This is a genomic window from Pseudoalteromonas sp. NC201 (assembly GCF_002850255.1).
Classification (GTDB): Bacteria; Pseudomonadota; Gammaproteobacteria; order Enterobacterales; family Alteromonadaceae; genus Pseudoalteromonas.
Map to the genome: position 1 here is coordinate 232,851 of NZ_CP022522.1, position 17,112 is coordinate 249,962.

General features: G+C 44.1%; 17 protein-coding genes and 4 tRNA genes. 11 read left to right on the forward strand and 10 right to left on the reverse strand.

Annotated features, from left to right (window positions below; genetic code table 11):
* Window positions 1–21 precede the first annotated feature (21 nt).
* The 6 genes from PNC201_RS00925 to PNC201_RS00945 form a co-directional block, all read right to left on the reverse strand.
* Window positions 22–1,206, reverse strand: coding sequence for a dipeptidase (locus PNC201_RS00925; protein WP_102055884.1), 1,185 nt, complete (start codon window positions 1,204–1,206; stop codon window positions 22–24).
* A 105-nt stretch (window positions 1,207–1,311) separates the two neighbouring features.
* A complete protein-coding gene (locus PNC201_RS00930) occupies window positions 1,312–1,557 on the reverse strand; it encodes a YheU family protein (protein ID WP_010607914.1) in 246 nt (81 codons plus the stop codon).
* Window position 1,558: 1 nt separating this feature from the next.
* A complete protein-coding gene (locus PNC201_RS00935) occupies window positions 1,559–2,566 on the reverse strand; it encodes a hydrolase (RefSeq protein ID WP_010607915.1) in 1,008 nt (335 codons plus the stop codon).
* 247 nt (window positions 2,567–2,813) lie between these two features.
* Window positions 2,814–2,960 carry a hypothetical protein gene (locus PNC201_RS23360; RefSeq protein ID WP_010374526.1) on the reverse strand — a complete coding sequence of 49 codons (147 nt, stop codon included), beginning with the start codon at window positions 2,958–2,960 and terminating at the stop codon, window positions 2,814–2,816.
* 173 nt (window positions 2,961–3,133) lie between these two features.
* The gene (locus tag PNC201_RS00940; RefSeq protein WP_102055885.1) at window positions 3,134–3,583 is read right to left on the reverse strand and encodes a TIGR02444 family protein; all 450 of its coding nucleotides are present in this window, start codon (window positions 3,581–3,583) and stop codon (window positions 3,134–3,136) included.
* Complete coding sequence (locus PNC201_RS00945; protein WP_102055886.1) at window positions 3,577–5,505, reverse strand: ATP-binding cassette domain-containing protein; 1,929 nt, start codon at window positions 5,503–5,505, stop codon at window positions 3,577–3,579. The genes PNC201_RS00940 and PNC201_RS00945 overlap by 7 nt, the downstream gene beginning before the upstream one ends.
* A 130-nt stretch (window positions 5,506–5,635) precedes the next feature.
* Between PNC201_RS00945 and PNC201_RS00950 the strand changes: the two genes are divergently transcribed.
* A complete protein-coding gene (locus PNC201_RS00950) occupies window positions 5,636–5,836 on the forward strand; it encodes a YheV family putative zinc ribbon protein (RefSeq protein WP_010374531.1) in 201 nt (66 codons plus the stop codon).
* Window positions 5,837–5,864: 28 nt separating this feature from the next.
* Here PNC201_RS00950 and PNC201_RS00955 read toward each other — a convergent pair whose 3' ends face one another.
* Both PNC201_RS00955 and PNC201_RS00960 read right to left on the reverse strand, forming a co-directional pair.
* Entirely contained in the window at window positions 5,865–6,077 is a 213-nt protein-coding gene (locus PNC201_RS00955; RefSeq protein ID WP_010374533.1) for a SlyX family protein, read from the reverse strand.
* Window positions 6,074–7,087, reverse strand: coding sequence for a WD40 repeat domain-containing protein (locus PNC201_RS00960; RefSeq protein ID WP_010607919.1), 1,014 nt, complete (start codon window positions 7,085–7,087; stop codon window positions 6,074–6,076). Before PNC201_RS00960 ends, PNC201_RS00955 begins: the two co-directional genes overlap by 4 nt.
* A gap of 268 nt (window positions 7,088–7,355) precedes the next feature.
* Here PNC201_RS00960 and fkpA point away from each other — a divergent pair, with 268 nt between their 5' ends.
* Entirely contained in the window at window positions 7,356–8,108 is a 753-nt protein-coding gene (gene fkpA / locus PNC201_RS00965; protein ID WP_026001096.1) for an FKBP-type peptidyl-prolyl cis-trans isomerase, read from the forward strand.
* A 76-nt stretch (window positions 8,109–8,184) separates the two neighbouring features.
* On the opposite strand, the gene PNC201_RS00970 is transcribed toward fkpA, so the two are convergent.
* Window positions 8,185–8,655, reverse strand: a complete 471-nt coding sequence (locus PNC201_RS00970) for an Rsd/AlgQ family anti-sigma factor (RefSeq protein ID WP_010607921.1) — start codon at window positions 8,653–8,655, stop codon at window positions 8,185–8,187.
* Window positions 8,656–9,121: 466 nt separating this feature from the next.
* On the opposite strand from PNC201_RS00970, the gene hemE reads away from it, so the two are divergent.
* Window positions 9,122–10,186, forward strand: a complete 1,065-nt coding sequence (hemE, locus tag PNC201_RS00975) for a uroporphyrinogen decarboxylase (protein ID WP_010374544.1) — start codon at window positions 9,122–9,124, stop codon at window positions 10,184–10,186.
* A gap of 71 nt (window positions 10,187–10,257) precedes the next feature.
* On the opposite strand, the gene PNC201_RS00980 is transcribed toward hemE, so the two are convergent.
* Window positions 10,258–12,105, reverse strand: coding sequence for a M1 family metallopeptidase (locus PNC201_RS00980; protein ID WP_102055887.1), 1,848 nt, complete (start codon window positions 12,103–12,105; stop codon window positions 10,258–10,260).
* Between the two features lie 180 nt (window positions 12,106–12,285).
* Between PNC201_RS00980 and murB the strand changes: the two genes are divergently transcribed.
* From murB to tuf, 8 genes are all read left to right on the forward strand, one after another.
* On the forward strand, window positions 12,286–13,305 hold the full coding sequence (murB, locus tag PNC201_RS00985; RefSeq protein WP_102055888.1) for a UDP-N-acetylmuramate dehydrogenase: 1,020 nt from the start codon (window positions 12,286–12,288) through the stop codon (window positions 13,303–13,305).
* On the forward strand, window positions 13,292–14,284 hold the full coding sequence (birA, locus tag PNC201_RS00990) for a bifunctional biotin--[acetyl-CoA-carboxylase] ligase/biotin operon repressor BirA (RefSeq protein ID WP_102055889.1): 993 nt from the start codon (window positions 13,292–13,294) through the stop codon (window positions 14,282–14,284). The genes murB and birA overlap by 14 nt, the downstream gene beginning before the upstream one ends.
* Window positions 14,281–14,973: a type III pantothenate kinase gene (locus PNC201_RS00995; RefSeq protein ID WP_102055890.1), complete on the forward strand. Its 693-nt coding sequence runs from the start codon at window positions 14,281–14,283 to the stop codon at window positions 14,971–14,973. The genes birA and PNC201_RS00995 overlap by 4 nt, the downstream gene beginning before the upstream one ends.
* A gap of 124 nt (window positions 14,974–15,097) precedes the next feature.
* A tRNA-Thr gene (locus PNC201_RS01000) sits at window positions 15,098–15,173 on the forward strand.
* A gap of 48 nt (window positions 15,174–15,221) precedes the next feature.
* A tRNA-Tyr gene (locus PNC201_RS01005) sits at window positions 15,222–15,306 on the forward strand.
* 44 nt (window positions 15,307–15,350) lie between these two features.
* Window positions 15,351–15,425: transfer RNA gene (locus PNC201_RS01010), tRNA-Gly, on the forward strand.
* A 13-nt stretch (window positions 15,426–15,438) separates the two neighbouring features.
* A tRNA-Thr gene (locus tag PNC201_RS01015) sits at window positions 15,439–15,514 on the forward strand.
* 137 nt (window positions 15,515–15,651) lie between these two features.
* Complete coding sequence (gene tuf / locus PNC201_RS01020) at window positions 15,652–16,836, forward strand: elongation factor Tu (protein ID WP_102055891.1); 1,185 nt, start codon at window positions 15,652–15,654, stop codon at window positions 16,834–16,836.
* Window positions 16,837–17,112: the final 276 nt, after the last annotated feature.

A 17,112-nucleotide genomic window follows, 5' to 3' on the forward strand; every position in this document is an offset into this window, starting at 1 on the left:
GAACAGTTATTTAACCTGAGGTTATTTAGCAAACTTCTTTGCGTAAGCCTCAGCTTGTTTCCACACGCGCAGGGTATTGCCACCTAAAATCTTTTTGATATCAGCGTCGCTGTAACCTCTATCCAAGAGACCTTGCACAAGATTTGGATACGTTGACACGTCTTTCAGGCCAACCGGTAGTGAGTCACCCACACCATCGTAATCTGAACCAATCCCTACGTGATCTATCCCTATCAACTTAACGACGTGGTCAATGTGATCTAGCACTTGATCAAGTGTGGCAAATGGAAACGGATTTTTTGCTCTAAACGCCGCTCTAAAATCGGTGCGATCTTTGTCTTTGGCTTCTTTTTGTGCTTCGTCACGCTTGTCATACCAAGCTCCAGCTTTTGCCGTCACAAAGCTCGAGCCAAAGTTAATTTGGATCACGCCGCCATTTTTTGCCAAGGCTTTGAGCATTTTGTCATCCATATTGCGCTCGAATCCTGGGGTGTATTTGCGCAGGGATGAATGTGAAGCAACGACCGGTACTTTTGAAATGTCCATAACCTGATAAAAGGCGTCATCGGAAATATGTGATACATCAATGAGCATACCAATTTTGTTCATTTCAACCACAAGCTCTTTACCAAATGGGCTTAAGCCTTTCCATTTGCGGCGTACATCATAAGAAGAGTCAGAAATATGGTTGCTTTGCGAGTGTGCTAAGGTGATATAGCGTACGCCACGGTCATAAAAATGCTTAAGGTTTTTCATCTCACCTTCAATGGGCGAGCCATTTTCCATGCCCATCGCGATAGACATAATACCACTGTCAAATTGCGCATAAATGTCGTCGGTATTGTAAGCCATTGCAAATTTATCTGGTGCGCGATGTGCTAAGGCTTCCATACCGTCAATCAGTTGATTGGCGAGTTGATAGCTTTTACCTTTACCTTCAAATTCTAAATTAGCAGGAATATAAATAGACATAAATGGCGCATTAAGACCGCCTTTTATCGCGCGAGGGTAATCAAAATCACCGCCTTCGGTTGCTTGGCTAACATCATCCCATTTACTTTGGATGCGATATGGAACGTCGATGTGTGTATCAATTAGGATGTTATCGTGAGCGAGTTTAACTGCGCGCTCAGAGGCTTTGTATTCAGTTGCATAAGCGCTAGAAACAGCCAGCGCTAGGGCGCAAAGAGCAGTGCCGAGCTTCATAAAATTGCCTTTCCTTTATAGTTATAGAAATTTGATTGTAACAACTCCTGTCACTTCGACAACTGTTTACGATTAGCGCTAAATACAAAGAAAGCTGAAGGTTTTTTAATACTCGTAATCTTCCTGTGCTTGCATTGCTTGAAATTGTTGTTTGCTAACAATATTCACAGATTCATGTAATTCTGAGAAAACGATCAGCGCTTCTCCGGATTTTAGCTGTGCTTTCACTTGCGCGACTTTGCTCTCGGTGCTGACCTCGGTATCGCCATAGTCTGTTCCTTCTCGCAGCACATAGTGCTCAATAAGATTGTCTAGCGTCTCTTGCGGAAGTTGTTGATAGGGAATGAGCATACTACTTAGCCTTACTATAAATTTGCTGTAAATATTGTGGAATAACGCTTTCTAGCCAAAACCTAGGTTTAAGGGGGTTACTTCCCGAAATAAACCCTACGTGACCACCGTGGGGACTCACTGCGAGCGTCACCGGTGAGTTAACCTGAGCGGCTGTAGGCACGGCTTGTGATGATAGCATGGGGTCATCTTCGGCGTGGATCAGGAGTGTTGGTGTCGTGATCTGGGTTAAGTAGGGCTGCGAACTTGCTTGTGCGTAATAGTCTTCCGCGCCGTTAAAACCATGCAGCGGTGCCGTTATCTTATCGTCAAATTGCCAAAGGTCATCAATGGCATAAAGGGCAGGCTTGTCTATCCTAATTTGCGACTGGATGGTGTCTAGCTTACGTGAAAAAGATTTCTTCATCCTGTCTAGCAAGTATTTTTGATAGAGCTTAAAACAGCTCTTTCTGATCACCTGACAAGAGGAAGAAAGGTGATAAGGCGCTGAGACGACAACACCAGCTTCAAGACCGCTTTGCGATTTGGTTTCTCCCAAGTATTTGGCAAGTACATTACCGCCGAGCGAGAAGCCAACCGCAAATAATGGCCGTTTAGGAAAACGGGCTTTTAGCGTGTCTATAAAAAAGCCAAGATCTGAGGTTTCGCCGCTATGATAAGCCCTAGCTTGGCGATTCACTTCACGTGAGCAGTTGCGAAAGTGCATCAGTACGGCATCAAAACCATGGTGTACCAACGCTTTTAATAGGCCTTTTGCATAAAAGCTGTTGATATTGCCTTCTAGCCCATGTAATACCACAACCAAAGGTGCCGATTTATCGCCGTGTTTTGCCCATGCAAGTTCTAAAAAGTCATCGTCTGGTGTGTCTAGTGTTTCATAGTCGACGGGCACCTGTAATCTAGGCCTAAAGAATCGCGGAAGTATGGTTTGGGCATGGCGGTTGCGCATCCACCAAGCGGGCTTAAATTCGTAATTATCGGCTGTTATTGTTTTCATGGCTTGATTCATAATAGAAACTGCGTCTTTTTGACGGTTGCTCGCAAAGCAAAGAAAGGAAGCTATCCAGTTGCAAAACACGTTTTAGCCAGTTTAACGTATTATCAGTTGAGGGTTAAGCAAATAAAAAGCACCCGACCAGTAAACTGATAAGGTGCTTTGTGCGTCGTGCTTAATTCTGCAAGTTGGGGAACTACGTCGAGCCGATCTTCTACTACTTATTCTTCAATCGCCCCAAGGTAATACATTTAAATCTGTTCTATTGTTCGTTAGGTACTTCAGCGTCCATGACTTTTTTAATGAAAAAATAGACGTAATAACAGCACAGCAAAATTACAATCCCTAAAAAGCCAAAAGACAGAAACAACACAGGGTCGGAAAAAAAGTCTCTAAAGAATACGTTCATGGCTGTGCCTCCTAATTTGTCGATGAGTAAATAGTAGTGGAGGTCTGAGGGGCTTGATATGATCAAGATCAAGTTTCAATCCTGAGTGAAATTAAACCTAGGCAAAGGCTTGATCTCGATCAGGTTTTATATCTAAGTTGGGTAAATATCAGGGCTTATATTTATTTAATGGCTTAGAAATCAGCCGTATTGAATAAAGCGTCGTACTCACTCTGACTCAAATAGAGCAGCACATTGCTACATGATTGCAGTGGCGCAAACGAAAAGCGCTTTAATGTTTCCAACAATAGCACTTGTTGGCGCTTTTCAAGCTCAAGCTCTGCAGTCAGCATCGCAGCTCGTAACTTTTTATAGTCTTGGTAGTCTTGATGATGTGTTTTTAGGGTATGGCGGATCGCGCGTTGGGGTTGTAGCACCGCTTGGTCAAATTGCTTAGCAGTCTTTACCAGTGCGGTTAGGGTGTCGGGGGTAATCGTCAGTGCTAAAGTGTCTAGGTAACAAAGTAACAGGCACAGGTTGATATTTTTGCCTGCAGCATCTTGCAAATTCAGCAGCCGCGATTGCATTTGCGGGCGGCTGTAGAACTCACAGGCAAATTGCCAAAAGTCTTCACGACTTAGCATATCTCTCCAGTCTCATCGAAATGATTTTGCTTTTCTTCTAACTCTTCCAATGCCATTAATAAGTTTTCTTCTGTGTCATTAAGCTCTGGGGTTATTTTGGCTTGTCTTGCCAGTAAGTCACTTAATTTTGCCTTGTTCTCGTCCGTGTATAGACTGTTGTCAGCCAAAGCTTGCTCAATTTCATCTGCTTGCTCAGTGAGTTTGTCGAGCTGTTTTTCGAGTTTTTCAATCGACTTTTTCAACGGTTGAATGGTTTTTCTGAATTCGGCTTCAAGACGCTTTTGCTCTTTACGATTGGCATTAGAGTTTTGCTTTGGTTCAGCCTCTGATCCACTTGGTTTCGCTTGCTCTTTATTGGCATTCATAAGCCATTGGTAATAGGCATCTAAGTCATAGCCGAACTGAGAAACGGTTCCATTATCAACTAAATAGTACTCGTCAGCGGTATTTTTCAGCATGTGGCGATCGTGGGAAACCGTGACCATTGCACCCTCAAAACCTTGCAAGGCCATCACAAGTGCGTGTCGCATTTCTAAATCTAGGTGGTTGGTCGGCTCATCGAGTAACAGCAGGTTCGGCTTTTGATACACCAGCATCGCAAGTACGAGTCGTGCTTTTTCGCCACCAGAAAACGGCGCAACGGGTTCGAGGGCCTTATCACCATGAAAAGCAAAACCGCCCAAGAAATCACGAATAAGCTGCTCTGGTACTTTAGGGTCTAAACGTTGAATATGGGTAACCGCACTGGCCTCAAGATCGAGAGACTCAAGCTGATGCTGAGCAAAATAGCCTACATTTAATCCTTGGTGTAGAAACACTTCACCAGCTTGTGGGGTTAAATCGCCGGCAAGTAACTTGATTAGGGTCGATTTACCAGCACCGTTACGGCCAAGTAACGCAATACGGCTACCTGGGACCAGATTAAGCTTGATGTCATGCAAAATGGTAACGTCACCATAGCCCGCTTTGGCTTGCTCTAGTGTCATCAATGGATTAGGCAAGCTCGTTGGATCTGCAAATTCAAAATTAAATGGTGAATCTGCATGAGCGGGCGCGAGCATTTCCATGCGTTCAAGGGCCTTCACACGACTTTGCGCTTGTTTTGCTTTACTCGCTTTCGCTTTAAAGCGGGTAATAAACTTCTCTAAATGCGCAATCGTTTCTTGTTGCTTCTCGTAAAGCGCTTGGTGCTGTGCCATGCGCTCTGCTTTTTGACGCTCAAACTGAGAATAGTGACCTTTATAAACGTTGATCTGCTGTTGGTCGATATGCCAAATCTCGCTAACAACCGCATCTAAAAATTCGCGGTCGTGAGAAATAAGCACTAATGTACCCTGATAGGCGCGCAAAAAGCGTTCTAGCCAATAAACAGCGTCCAAGTCCAAGTGATTGGTTGGCTCATCCAGAAGCAATAAATCGGCATCGCGGATCAGCGCTTGCGCAAGGTTCAAGCGCATGCGCCAGCCACCAGAAAAGTCGCTAACGGCAAACTCAATCTGTTCATTGCTAAAACCAAGGCCATGGAGTAGTTCACCCGCTTTGGCTTCAATACTATACCCTTTGATGTTCTCTAGCTGTTGGTGTGCTTTTGCTTGTAGTTCACCATCACCGTCCCGCTCCGCTTGTTGTAGCTGCGTTCTCAATACATAGTATTCAGGGTGTCCCTGTAGTACATACTCGAGGGCGCTAATGGAGAGTGCTGGGGTTTCTTGTTTTACTGATGCAATAGACCAATCTTTTGGAATAGAAAAATCACCTGAATCGAGTTGCAGCTCACCTTTTAGCAGCGCAAAGAGAGATGATTTACCACAGCCATTGGCACCGACTAGGCCCGCCTTATGTTGTGGATAAAGCGTTGCATTTGCTTGTTTTAGCAGTGTTTTACTGCCACGAAGTAGCTCGATATCAGAAAGTTGGATCATAATTCTAAAAGTCTGTCTAAATTGCGCGCATCATAGCATGGATCCAATCCCTTACTCCAAGCGTATCATGACAAATAAAATTAGGATAAAATGACAAACCTTAAACTCGGTGTTCATTAGAGGTGTAGAGTTGAAAGTTAAGAAGCGTTTTATTGCAGGGGCAAGTTGTCCAGAATGCCAAAAAATCGACGTAATGATGCTCTACAAAGAGCATGATGTTGAAAAAGTTGAATGTGTTGAGTGTGGCCACGTAATGTCTCAGCCGAAAGATGCGGTACAGGCTTCTACACGCCAGTTTGAGCAAGTTATTGGAGTGTTCAAACCGGAGTGAGTGATCACCCCGGTTTTCAATTAGTCTGTTAGTAGTGCGGTGGTGGTGGCTCTTGATGTTGAGGCATTAAACCCGGATCCCGGCCTTCTTTCATTTTCTCTGCCAATAGCTCAATTTGTCGTTGCATTTTAGCCAAGCGCTGCTGATGTGCCTTTAGCTCTTCATTTAAGGTTTCGATTGTATCTTCTTGAAAGGCAAGCTTAGCCTCAAGCTCAGTAATTCTGTTTTCGATTTCATTCATGGCTTTTTCACCTGCGCAAATTTTTCCAGTAGTCCGCTGGAACTTTCGGTTAACAATGCAGTGTCCTGGTCTTGAAAAGCAACGTCAAATACAACCGCAGACTTAGGGCGGCTGCCTTCTCGGGGTTGCACACGCCAAGTTTGCAATCGTTCACCATCACTCACTTGCCATAAAATAAGCTCGCGGTTAGGTGAGCCGGTAGCCAAGAGCGTTGCGTCTTGATTAAAGCGCACTGCACTGAAAATTTTCTGGCGAGCAATATACTGTAATTGTGCTTTGAGATCACCAGAAGTTAATTGCCAAATGCTCGCTTTTTTCATGCTATCTGCGGTAAAAGCAAATCTTCCTTGGTCATCTAATGCAACTTTGGTCACGCGACTTGGGTGGTTAAAGCGGTGGATCACTTGCCCCGTTCTAGTATCCCAAAAGTAAGCGGTATAGTCGTTGCCTCCGGTTAAGGCAAAGTGACCATTGGGAGACATGGCAATAGAATTGATATTTTCTTGATGTCCAAGGAACTCTATCCGCCTTCCACTCTCTAAGTCGAGGTGAACGACAACGTTATCACTGCGGGCATAGAGTAAATATCGGCCCGCATTGCTAATTGCGATATCTCGAATAGTGCCAGACTCGATCTCAAAATATCCTAGGTTTTGACCGCTTTCGATGCTCCAGATGGCGAAAGTCTTATCAGTGGCAGTGACGGCCGTGGAGTTGTCATTAGCTAAAGCCAGTGAGTGAATGAGATCATCGGGGACATCGGAGTGACGCCATTGAAATTTGAGGCCTTGCTCTTGATTATCCCAAAGTACGGCCCCATGCTCTATGGAAGAAACAAGGCTGTAGTGACCGTCCGTAGAGATTGCTGCAGAAAATGCGCCTCTGCTGGCATGTTCCACGGTCATAACGGCTTTTGAAGTGTCAGGGCCACAGCCGGTTAAGGTGAAGCAACTGAGCATCGCGCATGCAAAGAGGAGGCTTGTCCACTTAATGTTGACGAGTTTGACCATAAGTTAGGTAAATCCTCCTTAACTCCGAAGTCTATCACAGGTAGACTAAAGGCACTAAAAACAAGATATTATTTTGATATTAGCGTATTAAAAGCGTAATGTCGTTACGCGATAATGGCAAGCAAATGCATATTGGCATTCTGATTAGAGAATGTTAATGTGGCTAGCACCTTTTCTTATTAATATAAAATTAACAATGGCACCGCATATCAAGCTCTCTTGCGCGAGCATTGGTGTTTTGATAGTAGGGACTGTCGGAGAGTTGAGAATGAAACAGACGATTAAACTGTCACTCGTTGCTGCTTCAGTGTTAGCACTAGTAGCGTGTAATAAAAAAGCAGAAGAGCAGAAGCCTGCTGAAGTTAAGCTAGATACAGAGGTGCAACAGCAAGCATACGGTATCGGTGCTTCAGTTGGTAACTTCTTGCAAAAAGACTTAGCGGATAAAAAAGAGCTAGGCATTGAACTTGATCAAGAGTTATTAATGCGTGGTTTTAAAGACGCATTGGCTGGTGAAGCTAAGCTAGATGAAGCAAAAATCCGTGAAGTACTCACTTCACTAGATTCTTCTGTTCGTGAAAAGCAAGCTGCTAAAGTTGAAGCTGACGCGAAGAAAAATAAAGAAGAAGGCGATAAGTACCTAGCTGAAAACGCGAAGAAAGAAGGCGTTCAGGTGACTGAGTCAGGTCTTCAATATGAAGTGCTAAGCGAAGGCGACGGTAAAAAGCCAGTCGCAACAGACAAGGTGACAGTACATTATAAAGGTACGTTGCTAGATGGTTCTGAGTTCGATAGTTCCTACGCACGTAATGAACCTGCTACTTTCAACCTAAATCAAGTAATTGCAGGTTGGACTGAAGGTCTACAGTTAATGAACACTGGCGCTAAGTATAAGTTTACTATTCCTGCGGAGCTTGCATACGGCACTCGTAACCTTGGTAAAATTCCAGCTAACTCAACACTGGTATTTGAAGTTGAACTGCTAGGTATCGAAGACGAAGCTGAAGAAGCTGCTGAATAATTTGGCAGTGTCCGTAAAGAAAAAGGTGAGATAGCTATCTCACCTTTTTTTATATTTTGGTGCCCGCAAATTTAGACTATTCAGTGTGATTAGAATAAAGGTTATCGATCAGTTCGTCTTCCAATTGGAAGCGTAACTCAAGCGTTTCACCTAATACAGACAAGTCGTTATCGAAGTCTGCTAATTCTTGCGTTTCTTGATTTACTTCAGCGTATTTGTCGTTGAAATCAAGTGCGGTATCAGTCGTATCTGTGATCCGAGGGTACAGTGACTGAGCTAATTTTGCGCTTTCAGGGCCTTTTTCTTGGCAGGCCTCAACAATGTTGTCATAAATTTCAAAATGACCAGCTGAAAGGTAGTCCATCAAAATCTGGCAGAATGACTGAATGTCAACTTGCTCAGGAAGTGCTTTACCATTTCGAGTTGGTGAGCATCCTGCAACTTTATAATATAAAACCAATAGTTCCTGACGCTCTGCTAACCATGCATCAATAACACTATGGCTACCTCCCCATTTCTGTTGGGCTTGTTCTAACTGCGAAAGCATAGTGATTCTCCTTAAGCGGGTTACCTACCCCTATGGAAAGGGAAACGGGGCAAAAGGTCAACCAATTTTTTCTGTAAAAGCGTAAAAAGATCAAAAGATTATTGGTTTGATTATCGGGAATGTTAACAAATTCAGGAGGATAAAAATAAAAAAACCACCGAGAGAAACTCAAGGTGGTTCAAAATAGCAGTTTAGCTTGTTGCGTAATGTTGTTATTTTTCTAATTGAAGGTGTTTTGTTGTTATTTTTCTAACGCGGTAATTTTATACCAACCTTTTAATCGTGTTGCAAACAGTTTAATTGCTTGTTTCGGTAACTTTTACACAAGCTTATGAATTTGTTCCTAATAAAGTGAGGTTTAATCTAGATCATGACGAGGCGCTGGCAAGGATAGTTTAGATAGTGCCCATGTGCACTTAGTGATACAATCCGCACAATTGAATTTAAGTATTGGAATAGAGACGCTATGAGCGAATTAAAAAACGATCGTTATTTACGAGCGCTATTAAAACAACCAGTTGACGTCACACCAGTATGGATGATGCGCCAAGCTGGTCGTTATCTACCAGAGTATCGTGCCACCAGAGCACAAGCTGGTGACTTTATGAGCCTTTGTAAAAATGCAGAGCTGGCATGTGAAGTGACATTACAGCCGCTTCGTCGTTATCCACTAGATGCGGCGATTCTGTTTAGCGATATTTTGACTATTCCAGATGCAATGGGACTTGGACTTTACTTTGAAACCGGTGAAGGTCCAAAGTTTGAGCGTCCTATCCAATCGTTAGACGATGTTAAAAAGCTACCTAAATTGGATCCAACCGATGAGCTTGGTTATGTAATGAATGCGGTGAGCACAATTCGTCGTGAGCTTAAAGGTGAAGTACCACTTATTGGTTTCTCAGGCTCACCATGGACACTAGCGACTTACATGATTGAAGGCGGTAGCAGCAAAACATTCGGTAAGATTAAAAAGATGGCGTTTGCGGAGCCGCAGACACTGCACCTACTGCTAGATAAAGTGGCTGATTCGGTTATTGACTACCTAAATGCGCAAGTAAAAGCTGGTGCTCAGTCGCTAATGATCTTCGACTCTTGGGGCGGGGTGTTAAGCCCACGTGACTACAAAGAGTTTTCACTACAATATATGCACAAAATTGTAGACGGTCTTATTCGTGAAAATGACGGTCGTAAAGTACCTGTGACATTATTCACGAAGAACGGCGGTCAATGGATTGAAGCGATTGCAGCCACTGGATGTGATGCAGTTGGCCTTGACTGGACGATTGATATTGCCGATGCAAAACGTCGTGTAGGCGATAAAGTTGCACTACAAGGTAATATGGATCCTTCAATGCTACACGGTACCCATGAGCGTATTCGTGAAGAAGTTCAGCATATATTAGCTGGCTTTGGCGAAGGTAATGGTCATGTGTTTAACTTAGGCCATGGTATTACGCCTGATGTTGACCCTGAAAATGCAGGTGTTTTCATCAACGCGGTTCACGAATTTAGCCGTCAATATCACAAGTAATTTAAGTTTGAACTTAAACTTAAAATGGAGAAGAGCGCTCACAGAAGCGCTCTTTTTGTTTTTGAAATGTATTATTCAAACAAAGCGTCGATGGTGCCTTGAGCAAGCGGGTGGTATCCCGGACGTGCTTGTTGGTAAACACGGTAAGCCCAGTCACGTTTACCATGCTTAATGAGTGACTTGTATAAATTCACAATAAGCTTGCGACGACCAATACTTACCAGGTGCTTTTCAAGGTCTGGGTAAATAGCTTGATAGCCGTTACCTACTGCTAGCATATACCAAGCAAATGCGCGTTCAGCGTTGGTCGATTGCGTCAGCTTAAATGCCTTGTCCAAGGCTTCCATACGCTCGATAGCGAGATCTCTTGGTAAGTTATTAATAAAGTGCAGCCATTCATGTACTGTCCAAGCGTCGGTCGGTAAATCTGCAAGTGTTTTCTCGTTTTTTAACCAAGCTTGAGTTAGCGCATCCACTTTTTCAAAGGCATCAGAAGTTGGGTTCGGTGCATCGCTTGGCAAGCCTGGCTCATAAATCCACTCTTTGGCTTTTTCTAAGCTCACGATACCAGGATATTGCTGTAGCAAGTTTTTGTCTAAGTACGCGACGAATTCATCAGTAGTCAGTGATTTAAAAGAGAAAGTGTTAAAGTAGGTTTTAACAAACTTGTCGAACTTGTCACGACCAAACTTTTCTTCTAGATAAATAAGGAATAATTGACCTTTAGTGTAAGGTACAGAGCTAAACGCATCGTCAGGATCGCGGCCATTAAGCTCTAAATTCATGCGCGTATCAGGAGCGGCGATAGTTTTAAGTTGTGCACGTAGACCAGCCGCGTCAAGTGCTTGCTCCATCACCGCGCGGTCACGACCAAACACTTCTTCCATAATACGGTTTTCAACGTAAGAGGTGAAACCCTCATTTAGCCACAGATCTTCCCATGTTGCGTTGGTCACTAAGTTGCCAGACCAAGAGTGCGCTAACTCATGGGCGATTAGGTTTACTAAACTTTTGTCACCGGCAACTACGGTTGGCGTGATAAATGACAGGCGTGGATTTTCCATACCTCCAAACGGGAAGCTAGGCGGCAACATGAGCAGGTCGTATCTACCCCAAGCGTATTCACCATACATGGCATTGGTTTTGTCGATCATCGCTTGTGTATCGTTAAACTCTGCAACAGAGGCATCGAGGATTTGCGGTTCTGCAAAAATCGCAGTTTGGTGCGACATCTCTTTATATTCAAGGTTACCTGCACCAATTGCAATTAGGTACGGTGGGATAGCTTGCGGCATATCAAACCAATAATCGCCATCTTTGATCAATGCGCCGGTATTGTCCGCACTCATTACCGCACGCACATCTTTAGGCGTATGTACGCGAGCAGAGTAAGTCACACGCATTGCTGGCGTATCCTGCACAGGGATCCAACTACGAGCATGAATAGCTTGAGACTGGCTATACATAAATGGGTGAGATTTACTTGCGGTTTGCTGCGGTGTTAACCACTGTAGACCTGATGCTACTGGCAAGCTGTTGTAATAAATACGTGCTTTTTTTGCTTGCTCTTTAAAGTGAATAGTTAACTTAGCACCTTTCACATCATCGCGCTTGGCAAGATCAAACTTGGCGGTATGCCATTTATCATCTCTACCTTGATACATCACTTTGTCGATTTCGAGGTCACGCGTATCTAGTACCAGTGTTCTTGCTTGGCGGTTCTGCCAATCTAGCGTGTGTTCAACAAAACCTTCGAGCTGCTTATCTTCAAAGTCAACGTCTAGGTCTAAATGCAAGTGTGTGGTAATAACATCGTTAAGATTGGCGTAAGTGTGTTGGTCAACGGCTGCGTTTACATCAGCAGTGTGGACAAGGCCAGCCATGGCAAGGCTGAGCGTAAGTGCCGAAAGTTTAATCATAATGCTGCTCTTATAAAAAGAATATTCCCAATTAGAACGGCTAACATAACTAATTTCTAACCATTTAAACAGTATTAGCCGATGGGTTACATAAAATGATGGGTAAGATGACGTTAATGCGTAAGTCAGGGCAATGCGCTACACTAGCGCCAGTTTAGTTAATATTGGCAAGGTGCTGCAGTGACTAGTTTGCAGTCTTATCACACTTTTTCGCTGCCGTCGGGTTGCGAGTCCCTTATTGTTATCACAGATCCACATGCGCTGGTTGAGCTCGATTTCAGTCGTCCTTTCTTTTTAATTGGGGAAGGGAGTAATACCATTTTTCTGGAAAACTATGCTGGAACCGTTATTAAGCTTGCGACCTTAGGTGTCGATATCGAGCAACAAGATGATGATTATGTCGTTACAGTCGCAGCTGGAGAAAACTGGCACCAGCTCGTTACAAAGCTGCTTGATAACGGAATTGATGGGTTAGAGAACCTCGCATTGATCCCTGGTACCGTTGGTGCGGCACCGGTACAAAATATCGGCGCCTACGGCGTTGAAGTATCACAATTTATCACCGCCGTTAGAGGGTTTGATATCGCCGAGCGGCGCTTCACGACATTAACAAATGCAGAGTGTGAATTTGGCTATCGAGATTCAGTCTTTAAACACCGCCTAAAAGATAAGTTTGTTATTACTGAAGTGACATTGACATTGCCTAAACGTTGGCAGCCAACGTTAAGTTATGGCCCTCTACAAAGCTTGAGTGATACAGCAACCGCGCAAGAGATCTGTGAAGCGGTGATAGTTACTCGAAACAGTAAATTGCCCGATCCTGCGACGCTTGCAAATGCCGGGAGCTTTTTTAAAAACCCAGTAGTTGATAGGGCGTTTGCAGCTAAGTTGCAAAGTCAATTTCCAGAGATGCCAGCGTTTAATGTGGACAATGACCATGTAAAACTTGCGGCTGGTTGGTTAATTGACAAAGCGGGTCTAAAAGGCTGCCACCGTGGAGCCATTCGTGTGTATGAGAAACAAGCACTAGTACTTGTTCATAGCGGTGGCAGCACCGGTGAAGATTTAAAACAGTTAGTGAGCCATATTCAACAAACCGTTTGGCAAAAATTTGCTGTGTTACTCGAGCATGAAGTGCGCCTTATAACAAAGCATGGTGAATGTCAGTTGCAAAGTGTGGAATATCATGAAAAAGCCTGATCATAAAAAGCAAACGATTTTAGCGGCCTTGAACAAAGGAAAGTTTGTCTCAGGGCAGGAGTTGGGTGAGCAATTAGGTATTAGTCGCGCGGCTATTGCAAAGCATATTGCGGCGTTGCAAGAGATGGGCGTGGATATTTTTCGAGTCAATGGCCGCGGCTATAAACTCAATTATAGCTTACCGCTTATTCATCAAAGTAAGTTGAATACTCTATGGCAACAGCAGTTTCAAAGTGAGTGTCCAATCGAATATCACGCAATTATAGACTCAACGAATAGCGAGCTAATGCGTCGTTTGCAGGACAAACAGAATATGGGCTCAGGCCATGTCTTGGTGGCAGAAATGCAGCAAGCTGGCAGAGGGCGCAGAGGTCGGGTATGGCAATCGCCCTTTGGTGCTAACCTTTATTACAGTTATTACTGGCAGTTTGACGCTGGCATGCAAGCCGCGATGGGCTTATCTATTGCTGTAGGACTTGCAGTATATGATGCGTTAAAGGTCCTTTATGGTATTTCCGTTGAATTAAAATGGCCAAACGATATATATCTCAACCAGCAAAAACTGGCGGGGATTTTAGTTGAGCTAGAAGGGCAGGTGGAAGGGCCTTGCCATCTCGTGATTGGGATTGGGCTAAATATATGTATGCCAGAATCTGCCTCTAAGCACATCGACCAAGCTTGGACAGATCTGCAAACGCACTTAGGCCAAATTGATAAAAATCAGTTAGTGGTGCAGCTCACTCACTCCTTGTCTGAGCGTCTTGCCCAGTATAAAGAGTCTGGACTAAGCGAAATGGTGACCGAATGGAATAGTCTAAATGCCTTTAAAGGTGACGCGGTGACCTTGAGTACTGGACAAAGAGAATGGCGTGGGATCTGTGAAGGCATAGATATGCAAGGCGGCTTATTGCTTAGGCAAGATGGTGAGCTTAAAGCTTTTTATGGCGGTGAAATTTCGTTAAGAAAGGTGACATCGTGAAACTGCTAATTGACGTCGGTAATACTGCAGTTAAATATGCGCTTGAGCATGAAGGCCGTATTAGTCCTGTAAAAGAAAGTGATATTGAATGGCAAAAGCTAACCGCAATTGTCTGCTCTCAGGTTGGTAAGGTGGCGGGATTACAGTGGGTGGAAAGTCGTGCCTCTGAGTTTGGTCTTGTGCTAGAGCAAGCACAAGTATCGGCAAGGCGAGCTGGGGTAACTTGCGCCTATCCTAGTTTTAAAAATTTGGGAATTGATAGGTGGCTTGCGGTACTCGCCGCGCATGCTCTATATCCAACACAAGATATTATCGTAATTGATTCTGGCACTGCGACCACGGTTGATGTAGTGACTGCACATGGGATACACATGGGAGGGTGGATTTTACCAGGTATCGATCTCATGATTTCCAGTATTACCGCGCGTGCAGAGCGGGTATTTTGTGATGAGAACACGCCTTTTGCCGCAGAATTTGCTAAAAATACACCAGAGGCGGTGAAAAATGGTGCGTTAGCCGCAACACTTGGGCTCGTACATAGTGCAAAACAGCAACTTAATAATGAGTCTGCGTTGGTATTGTGTGCAGGTGGATATGGCGAGTTAATAAAAAATCATATGGCGTCAGCGGTTTTTGATGACCTTTTGGTATTCAAAGGGTTGTCAGTTTGGTGGAAAAACCCACAATAACTGTAAAAATGTCATGGGATTGGCTTAAAACTGAGCGTTTGAACAATAAATTTAAATTTTTTTGCATATTCCTGTTGCATCAAGTCAATGGTTGCTCTAATATCTCGCCCCGTACTAAAGCAGTGCCGACTTAGCTCAGTTGGTAGAGCAACTGACTTGTAATCAGTAGGTCATCCGTTCGACTCGGATAGTCGGCACCATCTTTTTACCCTATCTTGTATAGGATGCTTTAGGAAAGAATTTTACGTGGAGGGGTTCCCGAGCGGCCAAAGGGATCAGACTGTAAATCTGACGGCTCAGCCTTCGCTGGTTCGAATCCAGCTCCCTCCACCACTTTATTCTTGACGGTTAGAGGTAGTTAAGAACAGGTTCCTAAAGCGGGCATCGTATAATGGCTATTACCTCAGCCTTCCAAGCTGATGATGCGGGTTCGATTCCCGCTGCCCGCTCCAGTTCGTCTGGCGTGCTGATATAGCTCAGTTGGTAGAGCGCACCCTTGGTAAGGGTGAGGTCGGCAGTTCAAATCTGCCTATCAGCACCAGTCTCCGAAGAATCTTCTCAAATACTTCCTTTGAATTGTCGAAAAAATATTTATAATAGACTGAATAATTCTAATCCACACTCGTCGTGGATTATTTTTATATGTAATCTAGATACACAAAACTTATAGGTTTCGTCATGGCAAAAGAAAAGTTTGAACGCGTAAAACCGCACGTAAACGTAGGTACAATCGGCCACGTTGACCACGGTAAAACAACTCTAACTGCAGCAATCACTAACGTACTTGCAAAAGTATACGGTGGTGAAGCAAAAGACTTCGCATCAATCGATAACGCTCCAGAAGAGCGTGAGCGTGGTATCACAATCTCAACTTCACACGTTGAGTATGACACACCAACTCGTCACTATGCACACGTAGACTGTCCAGGACACGCTGACTATGTTAAAAACATGATCACTGGTGCTGCACAGATGGACGGCGCGATCCTAGTAGTTGCTGCTACTGACGGTCCTATGCCTCAAACACGTGAGCACATCCTACTTTCTCGTCAGGTTGGTGTACCTTACATCATCGTATTCATGAACAAATGTGACATGGTTGACGACGAAGAGCTACTAGAGCTAGTAGAGATGGAAGTTCGTGAACTACTTTCTGAGTACGACTTCCCAGGTGATGACCTACCTCTAATCCAAGGTTCTGCGCTTAAAGCGTTAGAAGGCGAGAAAGAGTGGGAAGACAAAATCGTTGAGCTTGCAGAAGCACTAGATTCTTACATCCCAGAGCCAGAGCGTGACATCGATAAGCCATTCATCATGCCTATCGAAGACGTATTCTCAATCCAGGGTCGTGGTACAGTAGTAACAGGCCGTGTAGAAGCTGGTATCATCAACGTGAACGACGAAGTAGAAATCGTAGGTATTAAAGAAACTACGAAGACAACTTGTACGGGTGTTGAGATGTTCCGTAAGCTTCTAGACGAAGGTCGTGCGGGTGAGAACATCGGTGCACTACTACGTGGTACTAAGCGTGATGAAGTTGAACGTGGTCAAGTACTATGTAAGCCTGGTTCAATTAAGCCACACACAAAATTCACTTCAGAAGTATACGTACTTTCGAAAGATGAAGGTGGTCGTCACACTCCTTTCTTCAAAGGTTACCGTCCACAGTTCTACTTCCGTACAACAGACGTAACTGGTGACATCCAGCTACCAGACGGCGTAGAAATGGTAATGCCAGGCGACAACATCAAGATGACTGTTGAGCTAATCGTACCAATCGCGATGGACGAAGGTCTACGTTTCGCTATCCGTGAAGGTGGCCGTACAGTAGGCGCTGGTGTTGTAGCAACAATCGAAGAGTAATCTTCGTAGCAGCGATTTTATATCGCGACCAGCAAAAAAGGTCGTGCTCTGATAAAGAGTACGGCCTTTTTTAATGCCTTGTAGATGCGATTTTATATCGCGATCAATGAAAGGGTCATCCTCCAATAAGGCGTACAGACTTTTTAATGCCTCGTAGCAGCGATTTTATATCGCGACCTGTGAAAAGGGTCATTCTCAAATAAGAAATACAGATTTCTTAATACCTCGTAGCAGCGATTTTATATCGCGATCAATGAAAGGGTCGTTCTCAAATAA

Excerpts from the sequence above, each read along its gene's own strand:
- hemE (WP_010374544.1), top strand. The coding sequence starts at position 9,122 with ATGAGCGAATTAAAAAACGATCGTTATTTACGAGCGCTATTAAAACAA.
- PNC201_RS00935 (WP_010607915.1), bottom strand. The coding sequence starts at position 2,566 with ATGAATCAAGCCATGAAAACAATAACAGCCGATAATTACGAATTTAAG.
- PNC201_RS00940 (WP_102055885.1), bottom strand. The coding sequence starts at position 3,583 with ATGCTAAGTCGTGAAGACTTTTGGCAATTTGCCTGTGAGTTCTACAGC.
- PNC201_RS00960 (WP_010607919.1), bottom strand. The coding sequence starts at position 7,087 with ATGGTCAAACTCGTCAACATTAAGTGGACAAGCCTCCTCTTTGCATGC.
- PNC201_RS00930 (WP_010607914.1), bottom strand. The coding sequence starts at position 1,557 with ATGCTCATTCCCTATCAACAACTTCCGCAAGAGACGCTAGACAATCTT.
- fkpA (WP_026001096.1), top strand. The coding sequence starts at position 7,356 with ATGAAACAGACGATTAAACTGTCACTCGTTGCTGCTTCAGTGTTAGCA.
- PNC201_RS00955 (WP_010374533.1), bottom strand. The coding sequence starts at position 6,077 with ATGAATGAAATCGAAAACAGAATTACTGAGCTTGAGGCTAAGCTTGCC.
- tuf (WP_102055891.1), top strand. The coding sequence starts at position 15,652 with ATGGCAAAAGAAAAGTTTGAACGCGTAAAACCGCACGTAAACGTAGGT.
- PNC201_RS00945 (WP_102055886.1), bottom strand. The coding sequence starts at position 5,505 with ATGATCCAACTTTCTGATATCGAGCTACTTCGTGGCAGTAAAACACTG.
- PNC201_RS00925 (WP_102055884.1), bottom strand. The coding sequence starts at position 1,206 with ATGAAGCTCGGCACTGCTCTTTGCGCCCTAGCGCTGGCTGTTTCTAGC.
- PNC201_RS00970 (WP_010607921.1), bottom strand. The coding sequence starts at position 8,655 with ATGCTTTCGCAGTTAGAACAAGCCCAACAGAAATGGGGAGGTAGCCAT.
- PNC201_RS23360 (WP_010374526.1), bottom strand. The coding sequence starts at position 2,960 with ATGAACGTATTCTTTAGAGACTTTTTTTCCGACCCTGTGTTGTTTCTG.
- PNC201_RS00980 (WP_102055887.1), bottom strand. The coding sequence starts at position 12,105 with ATGATTAAACTTTCGGCACTTACGCTCAGCCTTGCCATGGCTGGCCTT.
- birA (WP_102055889.1), top strand. The coding sequence starts at position 13,292 with ATGAAAAAGCCTGATCATAAAAAGCAAACGATTTTAGCGGCCTTGAAC.